This is a genomic window from Nocardioides sp. NPDC058538 (assembly GCF_042719275.1).
In the GTDB taxonomy this organism is placed as follows: domain Bacteria; phylum Actinomycetota; class Actinomycetes; order Propionibacteriales; family Nocardioidaceae; genus Nocardioides.
Genome location: NZ_JBHXNY010000021.1, coordinates 43,560 through 57,976 on the forward strand (window position 1 = coordinate 43,560; position 14,417 = coordinate 57,976).

Genomic DNA, 14,417 nt, shown 5'->3' on the forward strand with positions numbered 1-14,417 from the left:
GTGGCGTTAGTGAGGGTTAATCACTGTAACCGAGGCCGGTCCGTGAACATGCGGCAACCTACTGATCAGTATCAGGTGGTGCCGGATTACTCGCCCGTGCTCACTCCGGGATGCCCGACGAGGGCGGGGCGTCCGAGGCGGCGCTGTCGTCCTCCTCGATGGCGGCGTCGCCGATGTCGGTGACGAGGACCGGCGTGAGCGGCTCAGAGGCACCGTTCTTGATCTCGACCACGCTCATCCCGGAGATCCCCATGTGGGAGTCCTCGGAGAACCGGAACGGAGCCAGCCCGGGGCCTTCGAAGGAGGCGCCGTCCTTCTCGATCGTCTCCACGATCGACTCGCGGGTCAGGTCCTTGCCGTTGGCCTGCAGGGCCTGGACGAAGGTGTAGGCCTGCGACATGCCGTAGATCCGGTAGTTGGTCAGCTTCTCCGAGCCCTTCTTGGAGTACTCGTCCCAGACCTTCTGCCAGAGCTTGACCCACTCGTCCTCAGGAGCGTCGACGCCGGGGATGTACTCGGTCGTCATCATCCCGTCCATCAGCTTCACGCCCTGCTCGGCCGGGATCTTGCCCTTGGTCATCGAGGCCAGCAGCCCGCCGACGAGCGCCGGGTCCGAGCCGACGTTCGAGTAGAACCACTTCGACTTGAAGCCGACGCCCTGCGCGGCGATCTGGCTCAGCGCCGTGTAGGACGGCGTGTTGAAGCCGATCACCAGGTCGACGCCCTTGGACTTGAACGAGGACATCTGCGGGGAGAAGTCGGTCGACCCGCCCGGCGTGTACTTCTGTACGTCGACGATCTGGGCGTCGAGGAACTGCCGCGCGCCCTTCTCGCCGTCCTCGCCGAAGTCGTCGTCCTGCAGGAAGAGGCCGACCTTGGCATCGGGCATGTTCTCCTTGACGTACTGACCGATGACCTTGCCCTCGATCTCGTAGTCGGGCTGCCAGCCGAACGTCATCGGCGAGCCGGACGGGTCGTCGCCCCACTGCAGCGAGCCGCTGGAGACGAACAGGTCGGGGATGCCGTCGTCGTTGAGGCGCTGCACGACCGCACGGTGCGTGGGGGTGCCGAGGCCGCCGACCATCGCGAAGATCTCGTCCTGAAGGATCATGTCGTTGGTGACGGCGCTGGTGTTGGTCGGGTTGTAGGCGTCGTCCTTGACGACCATCTCGATGTCTCGGCCGTGGACGCCACCGTTGTCGTTGACGTACTCATAGAAGGCCTGATGGCCCGACGGGATCTCCGAGTAGCCAGGCGCGGCCGGGCCGGTCAGCGGGAAGTGCGCACCGACCTTGATCGAGGTGTCGGTGACGCCGACCGCCGACCCGTCCTCCGACGGCCTTTCCTGCCCCGCGCCACAGGCCGCGAGGAGGGAGGCAGTGGTGAGGACACAGACGACCTGTACGGCTCTGCGTGCAGTGTTTCTCATGTTGTCTTCTCCTTGGTTTGCCCGAGAGATGAGGTGAGAGATGAGCGCGCCAGGAAAGTGCGCAGACTGCCGACGATCCCCGCCGGAGCGAGGAGGATGACGAGCATCAGCACCAGCCCGTAGACCACCGGGGTGACCTCAGCGGCCTGGGTCGCGCTGAGCCCGACCGACTCCCCGAGATCGGTGGCGAAGTGAGGAAGGAAGGCGAGTACGCCGGCCCCGATGAGCGCTCCGGTCAGGCTGCCGAGCCCGCCCAGGACGACCGCGGCCAGCAGCGTCAGCGAGAGCGTGATCGTGAACGCGCCCGGCGCCGTGAGACGTACGTTCATGGCCATCAGGCCGCCGGCGAGACCGGCAGCCATGGCGCTGACGGTGAAGGCGACCACGCGGGCGCGGCCCAGGTGGATGCCGGCCAGCTCGGCGGAGACGTCGTCGTCCCGCACCGCGCGCCAGCGACGACCGATCCGCGAGCGGCTCAGGTTGGCGAGCGCCACGAAGGTGATCGCGAGGAGCAGCCAGCCGAGGTAGGCGAGGAAGGAGTACTGGTCGATCTCGACGGCGGTGAAGAACCAGACCAGGTCCTGGATCCAGACCGGGAGGTCGGCGGCTCGGGGCACGGGCACCTGGAGGCCCTGCTCGCCGCCGAGAAACTCCCACTGGTTGGCCAGCCTGGGCACCGCGACGGCCAGCGTCAGCGTCGCGCCGGCGATGTAGGGCCCGTGCAGCCGCGCCGCCGGGACCCCGACCAGCACCCCGACCACGGCACAGACCGCGATCGCGACGATCAGGGCGACGAAGACGTCGGCCAAGGTCTCGCCACCGGTGCGCTCGAGCACCAGGGTGGCGGCGTACGCCCCGACGGCCATGAGCGCGCCGTGGCCCAGCGAGAGCTGGCCGGAGAGGCCGGTCAGGAGCGTGAGACCGCCTGCGGCGATTGCGAAGTAGGCCATCTCGGCGTAGCGGGTCTGCAGGTATTGGCTGGAGCTGCCGATGACCGCCATCGCCACCACGAAGGCGATCAGGGCCACGATGAGGTGTCGTGCCAGGGGCACCGAGGTCACCGGACGGACGAGCGGACCGAGAAGAGAGCGCAGTCGTTCCATGGGTCAGACCCTCCTGGCCGCAGCGGCCGCGAAGAGGCCGCTGGGACGTACCAGCAGCACCACCATCAAGATTCCGAGCGCGACCAGCGGCGCCAGGTGCTCACCGACGTAGCCGGTGACGTAGGAGAGCGAGAGGCCGAGGATCAGGCCGCCGATCACCGACCCGAGCGGTGAGTCGAGGCCGCCCAGCACGGCGGCGATGAAGCCGTAGATCACGAACGGGTCCATGAACGCCGGGTTCACCAGGTCGCCGCCGGCGATCAGCATCCCGGCCACCGCACCCACGGCCGCGGCGAGCGCCCAGCCGAGGGTGAGCATGCGGCCGACGCGTACGCCCAGGAGCCGGGAGACCTCGCCGTTGAACGCCGCGGCTCGCATCCGCAGGCCCAGGTCGGTGAAGCGGAAGAGGACCACGAGCCCGGCCATCACGACGGCGACCACGACGATCGTGAGGATGCCGAACGGGGTGATCCCGATCGAGGTGTCCCCGACGTTGATCGCGTTGGTGCTGACCGGGGCCGGGAAGCCGCGGTGCTGGACGCCGAAGGTGATCGCGGTCAGGCCGTGGAGCACCATGAACAGCCCGAGCGTGAGGATCACCGCGTTGAGCTCGGCCTTGCCCTCGACCGGGCGGATGATCACCCGCTCGATCACCGCGCCGAGGCCGAACCCGGCGGCGATCGCGGCCATGAAGGCGACCCAGTAGGGCACGTCGGCGTTGATCAGCGAGAGCGCGATGTAGGTGGTCACCATCGCCATCGCCGCCTGGGCGAAGTTGACGATCCGGGTCGAGCGCCAGATCAGGCACAGGGCCAGCGCGAACGCGGCGTAGACCGCGCCCAGGACCAGCCCTCCGAGGGTGGTGTCGAGAAACTGTTGCATGTCTGCTTCTCCTCAGAACCCGAGATAGGCGTGGCGGAGCTGCTCGTCGGCGGCCAGCTCGGCGGCCGGCGCCGAGGCGACGACCTTGCCGAGGTTGAGCACGACTCCGTGGTCAGCGATGGACAGGGCACTGCGGGCGTTCTGCTCGACCAGGACGACGGTCAGCTCCTCGGTCTGCACCAGTCCGCGGAGCAGGTCGAAGATCTGGGCCACCACCCGGGGCGCGAGCCCCAGGGAGGGCTCGTCGAGCAGGAGTACGGACGGTCGCGCCATCAGCGCGCGGCCGATGACGAGCATCTGCCGCTCACCGCCCGAGAGCATGTGGGCGGTGGCCTCTCGGCGCTCGCCCAGGCGCGGGAAGAGCTCGAAGACCCGCTCGACCGGCATCGGCTCGGAGCCGGTCGCACGGTGCAGCCCGCCGAGCCGGAGGTTCTCGGTGACGGTCAGCTCGGCGATCACGCCACGCCCCTCCGGGACGTGGGAGAGGCCGTACGAGGTCAGCTTCTCGGTCGCGGTGCGCGTGATGTCCTTGCCGTTCAGCGTCACGCTGCCCTTGCTGGACCTCACCAGTCCGGACACGGTGCGCAGCAGCGTGGTCTTGCCGGCGCCGTTGGCGCCCAGGACGGCGGTGACCTGGCCTCTCGACGCGGTGAAGGTGACGCCGTTGAGCGCCTTGACAGGTCCGTACGCAGCGCTCAGATCCTCGACGGCGAACATCAGGCCTCCTCGGCAACGGTCAGGGCGTGGACCTCGGCGGCGTCGTCGTGCTCGATCTGGTCGCCCAGGTAGGCGGCGAGGACGGCCGGGTCGTTGCGGATCTCGTCGGGCGTACCGGCGGCGATGACGCGGCCGAAGTCGAGCACGGTGATCCGGTGGCAGACCGACATCACCAGGTCCATGTGGTGCTCGACGAGCATCACGGCGGTGCGTTCGGTCAGGCCGGTGATGATCTCGCCGAGCTCGGTCATCTCCTCGGCGCTCAGTCCGCTGGCGGGCTCGTCGAGGAGCAGCAGCTCCGGCTCGGCCACCAGGGCGCGCGCGAGCGCGACCTTCTTCCGGATCGGGTACGGCAGGCTGCCCGGGTAGCGGGCGGCGTACGACTCGATCCCGAGCTCGCCGAGGACCTCGCGCGCCTTGGCGGCCAGCCGGGCGTCGTCGCGGTGGCCGAGCCCGAGCAGGCCGCGTACGAAGCCGGCGCGGGCGAGACGGTCGGCGCCGACCATCACGTTGTCGAGCACCGTCATCCGCTCGAAGAGCCCGAGCCCCTGCAGGGTCCGGGCGATGCCGTGGCCGGCGAGCTGGTGCGGGCGCAGATCGTGGATCGTCTCACCACGCAGCCGAAGCTCGCCCTCGGCGGGGCTGACGAAGCCGCACACGACGTTGAACAATGTGGTCTTGCCGGCACCGTTGGGGCCGATGACGCCGAGCACCTCATGGGGCGCGACCGCCAAGGAGACGTCCTCGAGGGCGCGTACGCCCCCGAACCGGACCGAGACCCCCTCGACCGCGAACAGCGGCGGGTCTTCGCCAGGCATCTGCATCATGCTCCCTTCGCCTATGTGACGGCTCTCACTTTGGACTCTCCGCACAAGTGGGGATATGGGCAGTGCGCACAAAATCTTTCAGGCGCTCCGACTGAGATTCCCTGGTTTGCTGGCGGATGCGGCAGCAGGCGTGGGACGCTCCGCACATGGCTGTGACGAGTGACACATCTCCCGACGCGGAACTCCGTCCGCTGGTGGAGCGTGCCTGGGCCTCGCTGGTGAGCCAGGCGGACGCGATCGCCGACGACATCACGCTGACCCTGATCGCGATCCAGCCGGAGTGGCACCAGAACGCCGAGCCGTCGGTGCGGGCCGACCTGCGCTCCAGCACCCGGGAGCACGTACGCCGCGGCATCCGGGCCATGGCTGGAATGACCCCGGGAGCCAATCCGGTCGACCTGTGGCGTGACACCGGTCGGCGGCGCGCGCGGCAGGGCGTACCTCTGGAGTACTGCCTCAACGCCTACACCGTCGGCACCCGGATGCTGTGGGAGGCAATGGTCCACCAGCAGGAGGAGCTCGGGATCGACGACCGGGTGATGGTGCTCGCCGGGCGCCAGGTGTGGACCGACCTGGACGTGCAGAACTCGGTCATGTCAGGGGCCTACCGGAAGGAGGCGGCGCTGCTGCAGCGTCGCGACCTGCAGCTCCAGGGCCGGCTCCTCGACGGGCTCGCCGAGGGTCGCGGTGGCGACCCCGCGTTCGCCGCCGAGGTGCAGGACATCCTCGGGGTCGCCGCCGACGCACGGATGGCCTGCGTGGTCGCGGCCTTCGACGGCAACCGCGACTCACCGCTGCGCAACCCCGACGACCGGCTGGAGAAGGCTGGTCTGGTGTCCTTCTGGCACGTACGCGGCGACCACCACTTCGGGCTGGTCCCGTTGGGGTCGCGCCCGGTCGCGGAGGCCGTCGCCGATCTGGTCGAGCAGCTCGCCTGCTGCAACTCGGGCCGGGTCGGGATCGCCACCGCCGACGACCTCGGCGGCTTCGGCACCGCCTTCCAGCTCGCCACGCACACCGTGGAGACGGTGCCCCGGGGGCGTACGGACATCGCGGTCGTCGACGACCGTCTGCCGCAGGTGCTCCTGACCGCCTCGCCCGCGGTCTCGTCGCTGCTCGTACGCCGCACCCTCGGCCCGATCCTGGCCCAGCCGACCCACCAGTCCGACGTGCTGCTGGCGACGCTCCGCGCCCTCATCGCGCACGGCGGCTCCCCCACCCACGCCGCCGAGGACCTGATCTGCCACCGCAACACGGTCATCTACCGCATCAAGCAGATCCAGGACCTCACCGCGAAGAGCATCTCCGACCCGCGTGATCGCCTCCTGTTCGCGCTGGCTCTGATGGCACTAGAGAAGTAGCCCCTCCCCCCGCTGGTCGAGCCGTCGTCGTGAGGGACGAACGACGGCGTGTCGAGACCAACACGGTCCCCTCGGCGCTCGATGAGACTGTGTTGGTCTCGACACGCTCGCTTGCGCTCGCGGCTCGACCAGCGGGGTGGGCTCGACCAGCGGGCTAGATGTCGACCAGGGCCCCCAGCCGGTCGCGATGGAGGCCGGGGAGGCCGTACGCGATCTGGTCGGCCTTGGCGCGCTTCAGGTAGAGGTGGGCGGGGTGCTCCCAGGTCATGCCGATGCCGCCGTGCAGCTGCACCGCCTCCTCGGCCGCGGTGACGGCCAGGTCACCGCAGTACGCGGCGGCGACATGGGTCGCGATCTCGGTCTCCTTCGCGTCTCCGAGAGCCAGCGCCCCGGCGGCGTAGCGCGCAGCCGCCCCGGCTCCTTCGACGCTGGTGTAGAGGTCGGCGAGCCGGTGCTTGAGCGCCTGGTAGCCACCGACGATCCGGCCGAACTGCCGCCGGACCTTCAGATACTCCACCGTCGTGGTCAGGCACCACTGCGCCACCCCGACCTGCTCGGAGGCCATCAGCGCGGCCCCGGCCAGCAGACCGGAACGTACGCCCTCGGCACCATGCTCGGCGGTCACGACCACCTCGCCGGCGGTCGGGTCGAGGGTGACATCGGCGAGCTGGCGGGTCATGTCGAGAGAGCTCACCGGCGTGATCGTCGCCCGGTCCGCGGGGACGGCCCTGATCTCGATGCCGTCGGGCGTCGCCACCGGCACCAGGAGCGTGTCCGCCTCCAGAGCGCCGGCGACCGACCGGATCTCGGTGGCGACGGGCTCCAACGGCTGGACGGTCGTGGTCGCGAGCGACACGACCAGGGCCGCGGTCCGCTCCCCCGACGCCAGTCCGGCCAGCAGTTCCGCACCGGCTTCGGTGGGCCCGGCCAGCAGGACCGAGGTCGCGACGACGGAGCTGGTCAGGAACGGCACCGGGGCGACCGCCCGGCCCAGCTCCTCCAGGACCACGGCGGCCTCGCGGGCGGATGCCCCGGCACCACCGTAGGACTCCGGGACCAGCAGCCCCGCAAGCCCGAGCTCGCTGGCGAGCCCCTTCCACAGGACCGGGGTGAGCGAGCTGTCCCCGTCGTACGCCTTGACCACGTCGGCCGGCGAGCAGTGCTCGACCAGGAACGACCTGACCGTGGAGCGCAGGTCGGCGTCGAGCTCGTTGTCGAGCAGGTTCACGTCATCACTCATCGCGGGCTCCTTCATCGAGGAATGGCCTTCCAGGAAACGTCCTTGTCGACCCGGTGCTCCCCGGGCAGACCGAGGACTCGCTCGGCCACGATGTTGCGAAGGATCTCCGAGGTGCCACCCTCGATCGAGTTGCCTTTGGCGCGCAGGTAGCGATAGACCGCGTCGCGGCCGCCGAAGTCGACGTGCTCGGGCCGGACCATCGCCCAGCCGTCGCCGTCCTCGTAGCGAAGACCCTCCTCGCCGCGCAGCTCCAGATCGAGCCCGGTGAGCTGCTGGTTGACCTTGGCGAAGGTCAGCTTCATCGCCGACCCCTCGGGACCGGGCTGGCCGACGGCCAGCTTCTGCCGCAGTCGTGCCCCGGTCAGCCGGGCCACCTCCGACTCGACCCACAGCCTCAGCAGCCGGTCGCGCAGCTCCGGGGTGTGGTTCTCCGGATGCGTACGCCACGACTCGGCGACCACGCCGAGCATCCCGCCCTCGCGGGGCATGGCGGCGCCACCGATGGCGACACGCTCGTTGTTGAGGGTGGCGTTGGCGACCTCCCATCCCTGCCCGACCGCACCGAGGCGGTGCGCGTCGGGGATGCGCACGTCGGTCAGGAAGACCTCGTTGAACTCCGCCTCGCCGGTGATCTGGCGCAGCGGCCGCACCTCGACCCCCGGATCGTGCATATCGCACAAGAAGTAGGTCAGACCACGATGCTTCGGGACGTCCGGGTCGGTGCGGGCGACGAGGATCGCGAAGTCGGCGTTGTGGGCGCCCGAGGTCCACACCTTCTGCCCGTTGACGACCCACTCGTCACCGTCGAGGACGGCTCGGGTCGCCAGGCCGGCGAGGTCGGAGCCGGCGCCGGGCTCGGAGAAGAGCTGGCACCAGATCTCGTCGCCGCACCACAGCGGCTCCAGGAAACGAGACTTCTGCTCCGGGGTGCCGTAGGCCAGGATCGTCGGCGCGGCCATGCCGAGCCCGATCCCGTTGCGTCGCGGGTTGTTGTCGGGGGCGCCGGCCGCCTCGAAGAGGTCGGACACCAGCGGCTGCAGGGCACGGGAGGCGCCGAGACCACCGTGGCCCTCGGGGAACGCGACCCACGCCAGCCCGGCCTGGTAGCGAGCGTGCAGGAAGGCGCTCGGCTCGGTCGTCGCGACCGGATGCTCGGCCAAGAACTCCTCGACCCGATTCCGGACCTCTTCCGGAGTCACTTCCTGCCCTCTCTGCGCGCGGCCTGCTTGCGCAGCTCGGCCTTGGCCAGGGCGTTCTTGTGCACCTCGTCGGGGCCGTCGGCGAACCGCAGGGTGCGGATGCCGGCGTAGGACTTGGCCAGCGGGAAGTCCTGGGAGAGACCGCCGGCGCCATGGGCCTGGATCGCCTTGTCGAGGATCCACTGGACGGTCGCCGGGGTGGCGATCTTGATCGCCTGGATCTCGGTGTGGGCGCCCTTGTTGCCGACCGTGTCCATCAGCCAGGCGGTCTTGAGAACGAGGAGCCGCAGCTGCTCGATCCGCACCCGCGACTCGGCGATCCAGTCCCGGATCACGCCCTGCTCGGAGAGCGGCTTGCCGAAGGCGACCCGCTCCTCGACCCGGGCACACATCAGCTCGATCGCCCGCTCGGCCAGGCCGATGGAGCGCATGCAGTGGTGGATACGGCCCGGGCCCAGGCGAGCCTGCGCGATCGCGAACCCCATGCCCTCGGTGCCGATGAGATTGCCCGCCGGCACGCGTACGTCCTCAAAGACGAGCTCCGCGTGACCGCCGTGGTCGTGGTCGTCGTAGCCGAAGACCTCCATGCCCCGCTTGATCGTGAGGCCTGGGGTGTCGCGGGGCACCAGGATCATCGACTGCTGCTTGTGGCGCTCGGCGGACGGGTCGGTCTTGCCCATCACGATGAGGATCTTGGCGTTGGGGTTCATCGCGCCGGTGATCCACCACTTGCGACCGTTGATGACGTACTCGTCGCCGTCGAGCGCGATCGAGGTCTCGATGTTGGTCGCGTCGGAGGAGGCGACGGCCGGCTCGGTCATCGCGAAGGCGCTGCGGATCTGCCCCTCCAGGAGCGGCTCCAGCCACTCCTTCTGCTGCGCCTCGTTGCCGAAGTCGTGCAGGACCTCCATGTTGCCCGTGTCGGGCGCGGCGCAGTTGAACGCGGCCGGCGCGAGGTGGCTGCGGCCGGTGATCTCGGCCAGCGGGGCGTACTGCAGGTTGGTCAGCCCCGCCCCGCCCTCACCGGGCAGGAAGAGGTTCCACAGGCCGCGCTTGCGGGCCTCGGCGCGAATCTCGCCGAGTACCGGGACGCTGTCCCAGGCCCACTTGTCGTCCTGAGCCGCGAGCTGCTCGTCGAAGACGGCCTCGTTCGGCTCGACGTACGTCTTCTGGAAGTCCCATACCGAGGCGACGAGCTCCTCGGTCCTGGCGTCGGGTGCGAAGTCCACGCTTACTGTCCCTTCATCGCGGTGATGCCCATGTCCAGGAGCGGGTGGATCCCGTCCCCGATCTTGTCGAAACCGGGCCCGACTGTCTGGCCCTTGAGGTAGCGGTAGTGGATCCCCTCGAGGATCGCGGCGAGCTTGTAGGCGGCGAGCCCGAGGTAGAAGCCGAACTCGCTCAGGTCGCGCGGGCTGGCCGCGTCGTAGCGGGCGATGATCTCGTCCTCGGAGAGCCAGCCGGGGGCGTTGCTGACGTCGGTCACGGTGCCGTCGCCGGAGACCGTGGCCATCCGCTGGTAGGTGAGCAGGATCGCCAGGTCGGTGACCGGGTCGCCGAGCGTGGCCATCTCCCAGTCGACGACGGCCCTGATCTGGTCGGTCCCGTCGGTGAGGACGTTGTCGAGCCGGTAGTCACCGTGCACGATGCCCGGCCCGGTCGAGGCGGCCTCGGCGGCACCCACCCGCGCCTCCAGCAGCGAGTGGAGCTCGTCGGCTGCGGGGAGATCGCGGGAGTACGACGCCTCGAGCTGCTTCTTCCAGCGCCTGACCTGGCGCGACAGGAACCCCTCGGGGCGGCCGAACTCGCTCAGTCCGACCGTGGCCGGGTCGACCGCGTGCAGCGCGGCCATCACGTCGATGAGCTGCTCCGAGATCGCCCGGGTCCGCTCGGCACCGAGCGGCTCGAGCTCGCGGGCGTAGCGATAGGGCCGGCCGTCGACCTTCTCCATCACGTAGAACGGTGCCCCGAGCACCTCCTCGTCGGCACAGAACGCGTAGGTGTGCGGCACCGGCACGTCGGTGTCGCGCAGCGCGGTGATCACCGTGTGCTCGCGCTTCATGTCGTGCGCGGTGGCGAGCACGTGCCCCAGCGGCGGGCGCCGGACGATCCACTCGTGGGTGCCGTCGGAGACGGCGTACGTCAGGTTGGACTTGCCTCCGGAGATGTGGGTGGCACTCAGGGTGCTGCCCGCGCCGTCGACGTTCTCGGCGAGCCAGGGGCCGAGCCGGTCCAGGTCGAGCCCGGGCAGGGATTCGGTCGTGTTTTTCGGGGTCCCCGCGGCGCCCGGAGCGGAGCGAGGACGTCGTGGGGTGTTACTCACGCGGCACCTCCGAGGGTGGGAATCATTCGGGCGAGCGCTGCACGGGTGCTCGCCGGGTCTGTGTGCAGCAGTGCGTCGAGACCGACCGCCCGGGCGCCGAGGACGTTGGGCTCCGCGTCGTCGATGAAGAGGCACTCCTCGGCCGGTAGGCCGAGCCTGCTCAGGGTGCGGTCGAAGATCGGCCGCTCCGGCTTGCGCATGGCGACCTCCTCGGAGATCACCACCACCTCGAACAGCGCGTCGACCTGCTTGCGTGGGTAGAAGTTGCCCCAGCTGTTGGAGAGCAGGGCGAGCCGGACACCGGCGTCGCGGAGCTCCTCGGCCAGCGCGAACATCTCCGGGTTGGGCCGCATCCCGGCGAAGAGCCGGGACAGGACGCCGTCGGGATCGACCGGGTTGCCGTCGTACGTCTCCAGGCGGGCGGCCAGGAGCGTGTCGAACTCCTTGACCGAGAGCTCGCCGAGCTCGAGGCGATGGATCGGGGTGCCGGCGTCGGCGTAGCGGCCCAGCCACTCCTTGAGCACCTTCGTGAAGCTCTCCGGCTTGATGCCGTCAGCCTCCAGCCAGGCCCGGATCGAGTCGCCGATGGGCGTGGTCAGCACTCCGCCGTAGTCGAAGATGACAGCCTTCATGCGACGTACACGACCCGTCCGACGGTGGTGCCGTCGGCAAGGCGCTGTACGCCGTCGGCCACCTCGTCCAGGGACAGCTCCTCGCTGACCAGCGGCTTGATCGAGCCCTCGTCCGCCATCCGGGTGAGCTCGCGGTGGCACTGGGCGACGAGATCGGGCGCGAGCGCGTTGTAGAGGCCCCAGTGGAGCCCGACGATCGAGTAGTTCTTGATCAGCGAGTGGTTGAGCGCTGCCTCCTGGATGCGCCCGCCGGCGAAGCCGATGATCAGGATCCGGCCCTCGAAGGCGACGCACTTGGTGGAGCGGTCGTAGGTGTCGCCACCGACCGGGTCGTAGATCACGTCGGCGCCCTTGCCGCCGGTGACCTCCTTGACGACCTTCACGAAGTCCTCGGTGTGGCGGTCGATCACGACATCCGCGCCGAGCTGCTTGGCGACCGCGGCCTTCTCCGGACCGCCGACGACACCGATCACGGTGGCTCCGGCGGCCTTGCCGAGCTGGATCGCGGCGCTGCCGACCCCGCCGGCCGCGGCGTGCACGAGCAGCGTCTCGCCGGGCTGGATGTGGGCGCGGCGGTGGAGCGCGAACCAGCCGGTCTGGTAGCCGATGTAGAGGCTCGACGCCTCGGCGTCGGTGAGCGCCTCGGGAGCCGGGAACGTGGTCGCGGCGTCCATCAGCGCGAGCTCGCCGAAGCCGCCGTACGGCAGCGATCCGCCGCCGATGACCCGGTCGCCGACCTTCAGTTCGCTGGTCGAGCCTGTCGAGACCACGCCTTCGCCGAGCGCGACGACCTCACCGCACAGCTCGACGCCCGCGGTGAACGGCAGCTCGGGCTTGACCTGATAGAGACCTCGGGCCATCAGGACATCCGGGAAGTTGGCCGGGCTGGCCAGCACCTTCACGACGAGCTGTCCGGCCCCGGGGGTCGGGTCGGGCACCTCCTCGAGCCGCATCACGTCCTTGGGCTCGCCGAGCGAGCCGATCCGCCACGCCTTCATACCTGTCCTTCCACGTGCTGCCAGAGTCGGTTCATCCCGCCGAGCCACTTGTCGGTCTGCGTCGCCCGCGCGGCGTAGTAGTCGCCCACCTCCGGGTGCGGCAGCACCAGGAAACGGTCATCGGTCGTCGCCTCCCAGGCCGCGTCGGCGACCTGCTCGGGGGTCAGCGCTCCGTCGCGGCTGAGCAGGCCGGCCATCGGTCCCGATCGCTCGAGCATCCCGGTCTGTACGCCCTGCGGGCAGATCGCCTGGACGACGATCCCGTGGTGGCGATATGTCGCCGAGAGCCACTCCGCGAAGGCGACCGCGGCGTGCTTGGTGACCGAGTAGGTCGGCGTACCGACCATCATCAGAAGCCCCGCCGCGCTCGCGGTCACCACGAAGCGACCTGCCCCAGAGTCGGTACCGCGCTCGACCCAGTCGGGGACGAGGAGGCGCGCCGCCCGGACGTGGGCCATCACGTTGACCTCGTGCGACGCCTGCCAGTCCTCCTCGGAGCAGTCCAGGCCGATGCCGCGGTCGATACCGGCATTCCCGTACCACGCGTCGATCTGGCCGAGGTGGTCCTTGGCCGCCTCGACGAGGCGGGCCACGCCCTCGACCGACGCCGCGTCGCCGGCCACCGGGTGGGCGCCGATCTCCTTGGCCGTCTCGGTCAGGCGTACGTCGTCGATGTCATTGACCACGACGCGGACGCCCTCGGCGACGAGTCGGGCGGCGAGGGCTCGGCCGATCCCGCCCGCGGCGCCGGTGACGACGGCAGTGCTGTCGGGTGCGATCGGCATCAGACGCGTCCGCCGGCGAGGGTGAGGCCGCCGTCGACGGTGACCAGCTGACCGGTCATCCAGCCGGCGTCCTCGGAGAGGAGGAACGAGGCGACGCCGGCGATGTCCTCGGGGGTGCCGAGGCGCTTGAGCGGGTAGGCCGCCGAGACCTCCTGCTCGCGGCCCTCGTAGAGGAGCTCGGCGAACTTGGTCTTCACCACGGCCGGGAGGATCGCGTTGACGCGCACCTTCGGGCCGAGCTCGACCGACAACTCCTGGGTGATGTAGCTGAGCATCGCCTTGCTCGCGCCGTACGTCGCGATCAGCGGGGTCGGGGCCAGGCCGGCCACCGAGGAGATGTTGACGACCGCGCCACCGTGCTCGGACATCCACTCCCGCCAGACCTGCTGGGTCCAGCCGATCGGCGAGAGGCAGTTGACCTCGACGGTCTTGCGGGCCGACTCGCGGTCCATGTCGATCAGGCCGCCGGCCTTCGGGTTGATGCCGGCGTTGTTGACCAGCAGGTCGGCGCTGCCGAAGGTGTCGATCGCAGCCTTGACGACCTCCTCCTGGTGGTCGGGGTCGTCGGCCTTGCCGGCGATGCCGAGGGCGACCTCTTTGCCCCCGAGCCCCTCGACCGCCTCCGCGAGCGCCTCGGGCTTGCGCGCCGTGATGACGACCTTCGCCCCCTCGTCCACCAGCCGCTGGGCGATGCCCAGACCGATGCCCCGGCTGGCCCCGGTGATGATCGCCGTACGTCCTTCGAACCTCGACATGCTCATTCCCTCGTGTGCTCGGCTAATCTAAGCGCTTGCTTAGGTGGTGACAGCGGTCACTCTACGGGGTAGCCCAAGAACATGGAAGGTCGGCGTCCAAGCAATGCCGAGAAGTCAGCCCCGTCGGCCGAGGCGTCAGGCAGGTCGGCCGAGGCGTCACTTACGT

14 protein-coding genes are annotated in these 14,417 nt (G+C 69.7%); 1 reads left to right on the top strand and 13 read right to left on the bottom strand.

The features are described 5' to 3' along the window. Window positions 1-100 precede the first annotated feature (100 nt). Genes ACFWQC_RS18580 through ACFWQC_RS18600 form a run of 5 tightly spaced genes read right to left on the bottom strand, consistent with a single transcriptional unit; the run spans window position 101 to window position 4,949 of the window. Complete coding sequence (locus ACFWQC_RS18580; RefSeq protein WP_378681006.1) at window positions 101-1,429, bottom strand: ABC transporter substrate-binding protein; 1,329 nt, start codon at window positions 1,427-1,429, stop codon at window positions 101-103. Then, on the bottom strand, window positions 1,426-2,532 hold the full coding sequence (locus tag ACFWQC_RS18585; protein ID WP_378681009.1) for a branched-chain amino acid ABC transporter permease: 1,107 nt from the start codon (window positions 2,530-2,532) through the stop codon (window positions 1,426-1,428). The genes ACFWQC_RS18580 and ACFWQC_RS18585 overlap by 4 nt, the downstream gene beginning before the upstream one ends. Before the next feature lie 3 nt (window positions 2,533-2,535). Then, window positions 2,536-3,414 (bottom strand): branched-chain amino acid ABC transporter permease, encoded by an 879-nt coding sequence (locus tag ACFWQC_RS18590; protein ID WP_378681012.1) that lies wholly within the window; start codon window positions 3,412-3,414, stop codon window positions 2,536-2,538. Between the two features lie 12 nt (window positions 3,415-3,426). Beyond that, window positions 3,427-4,131, bottom strand: a complete 705-nt coding sequence (locus tag ACFWQC_RS18595; protein ID WP_378681015.1) for an ABC transporter ATP-binding protein — start codon at window positions 4,129-4,131, stop codon at window positions 3,427-3,429. Then, window positions 4,131-4,949, bottom strand: coding sequence for an ABC transporter ATP-binding protein (locus tag ACFWQC_RS18600; protein WP_378681018.1), 819 nt, complete (start codon window positions 4,947-4,949; stop codon window positions 4,131-4,133). The genes ACFWQC_RS18595 and ACFWQC_RS18600 overlap by 1 nt, the downstream gene beginning before the upstream one ends. 155 nt (window positions 4,950-5,104) lie before the next feature. Here ACFWQC_RS18600 and ACFWQC_RS18605 point away from each other — a divergent pair, with 155 nt between their 5' ends. Beyond that, complete coding sequence (locus tag ACFWQC_RS18605) at window positions 5,105-6,319, top strand: PucR family transcriptional regulator (RefSeq protein WP_378681021.1); 1,215 nt, start codon at window positions 5,105-5,107, stop codon at window positions 6,317-6,319. A 154-nt stretch (window positions 6,320-6,473) separates the two neighbouring features. Here the strand turns inward: ACFWQC_RS18605 and ACFWQC_RS18610 are convergent, their stop codons facing one another. The 8 genes from ACFWQC_RS18610 to ACFWQC_RS18645 are packed head-to-tail and all read right to left on the bottom strand — an operon-like array spanning window position 6,474 to window position 14,251. Further along, a complete protein-coding gene (locus ACFWQC_RS18610; RefSeq protein WP_378681024.1) occupies window positions 6,474-7,559 on the bottom strand; it encodes an acyl-CoA dehydrogenase family protein in 1,086 nt (361 codons plus the stop codon). A gap of 11 nt (window positions 7,560-7,570) precedes the next feature. Continuing rightward, a complete protein-coding gene (locus ACFWQC_RS18615; protein ID WP_378681027.1) occupies window positions 7,571-8,758 on the bottom strand; it encodes an acyl-CoA dehydrogenase family protein in 1,188 nt (395 codons plus the stop codon). Then, window positions 8,755-9,987, bottom strand: coding sequence for an acyl-CoA dehydrogenase family protein (locus ACFWQC_RS18620; RefSeq protein WP_378681030.1), 1,233 nt, complete (start codon window positions 9,985-9,987; stop codon window positions 8,755-8,757). Before ACFWQC_RS18620 ends, ACFWQC_RS18615 begins: the two co-directional genes overlap by 4 nt. Window positions 9,988-9,989: 2 nt before the next feature. Continuing rightward, complete coding sequence (locus tag ACFWQC_RS18625) at window positions 9,990-11,081, bottom strand: phosphotransferase family protein (protein ID WP_378681033.1); 1,092 nt, start codon at window positions 11,079-11,081, stop codon at window positions 9,990-9,992. Continuing rightward, window positions 11,078-11,713: an HAD family hydrolase gene (locus ACFWQC_RS18630; RefSeq protein ID WP_378681036.1), complete on the bottom strand. Its 636-nt coding sequence runs from the start codon at window positions 11,711-11,713 to the stop codon at window positions 11,078-11,080. Before ACFWQC_RS18630 ends, ACFWQC_RS18625 begins: the two co-directional genes overlap by 4 nt. Beyond that, on the bottom strand, window positions 11,710-12,711 hold the full coding sequence (locus ACFWQC_RS18635) for an NADPH:quinone oxidoreductase family protein (RefSeq protein WP_378681039.1): 1,002 nt from the start codon (window positions 12,709-12,711) through the stop codon (window positions 11,710-11,712). The genes ACFWQC_RS18630 and ACFWQC_RS18635 overlap by 4 nt, the downstream gene beginning before the upstream one ends. Beyond that, window positions 12,708-13,496 (bottom strand): SDR family NAD(P)-dependent oxidoreductase, encoded by a 789-nt coding sequence (locus ACFWQC_RS18640; RefSeq protein WP_378681042.1) that lies wholly within the window; start codon window positions 13,494-13,496, stop codon window positions 12,708-12,710. The genes ACFWQC_RS18635 and ACFWQC_RS18640 overlap by 4 nt, the downstream gene beginning before the upstream one ends. Further along, window positions 13,496-14,251 (bottom strand): SDR family oxidoreductase, encoded by a 756-nt coding sequence (locus tag ACFWQC_RS18645; RefSeq protein WP_378681045.1) that lies wholly within the window; start codon window positions 14,249-14,251, stop codon window positions 13,496-13,498. The genes ACFWQC_RS18640 and ACFWQC_RS18645 overlap by 1 nt, the downstream gene beginning before the upstream one ends. Window positions 14,252-14,417: the final 166 nt, after the last annotated feature.

What these genes read in the sequence shown, in the direction of transcription:
- ACFWQC_RS18580 (WP_378681006.1), bottom strand. Translation starts at nt 1,429, where the DNA reads ATGAGAAACACTGCACGCAGAGCCGTACAGGTCGTCTGTGTCCTCACC.
- ACFWQC_RS18585 (WP_378681009.1), bottom strand. Translation starts at nt 2,532, where the DNA reads ATGGAACGACTGCGCTCTCTTCTCGGTCCGCTCGTCCGTCCGGTGACC.
- ACFWQC_RS18590 (WP_378681012.1), bottom strand. Translation starts at nt 3,414, where the DNA reads ATGCAACAGTTTCTCGACACCACCCTCGGAGGGCTGGTCCTGGGCGCG.
- ACFWQC_RS18595 (WP_378681015.1), bottom strand. Translation starts at nt 4,131, where the DNA reads ATGTTCGCCGTCGAGGATCTGAGCGCTGCGTACGGACCTGTCAAGGCG.
- ACFWQC_RS18600 (WP_378681018.1), bottom strand. Translation starts at nt 4,949, where the DNA reads ATGCCTGGCGAAGACCCGCCGCTGTTCGCGGTCGAGGGGGTCTCGGTC.
- ACFWQC_RS18605 (WP_378681021.1), top strand. Translation starts at nt 5,105, where the DNA reads ATGGCTGTGACGAGTGACACATCTCCCGACGCGGAACTCCGTCCGCTG.
- ACFWQC_RS18610 (WP_378681024.1), bottom strand. Translation starts at nt 7,559, where the DNA reads ATGAGTGATGACGTGAACCTGCTCGACAACGAGCTCGACGCCGACCTG.
- ACFWQC_RS18630 (WP_378681036.1), bottom strand. Translation starts at nt 11,713, where the DNA reads ATGAAGGCTGTCATCTTCGACTACGGCGGAGTGCTGACCACGCCCATC.
- ACFWQC_RS18635 (WP_378681039.1), bottom strand. Translation starts at nt 12,711, where the DNA reads ATGAAGGCGTGGCGGATCGGCTCGCTCGGCGAGCCCAAGGACGTGATG.
- ACFWQC_RS18640 (WP_378681042.1), bottom strand. Translation starts at nt 13,496, where the DNA reads ATGCCGATCGCACCCGACAGCACTGCCGTCGTCACCGGCGCCGCGGGC.
- ACFWQC_RS18645 (WP_378681045.1), bottom strand. Translation starts at nt 14,251, where the DNA reads ATGTCGAGGTTCGAAGGACGTACGGCGATCATCACCGGGGCCAGCCGG.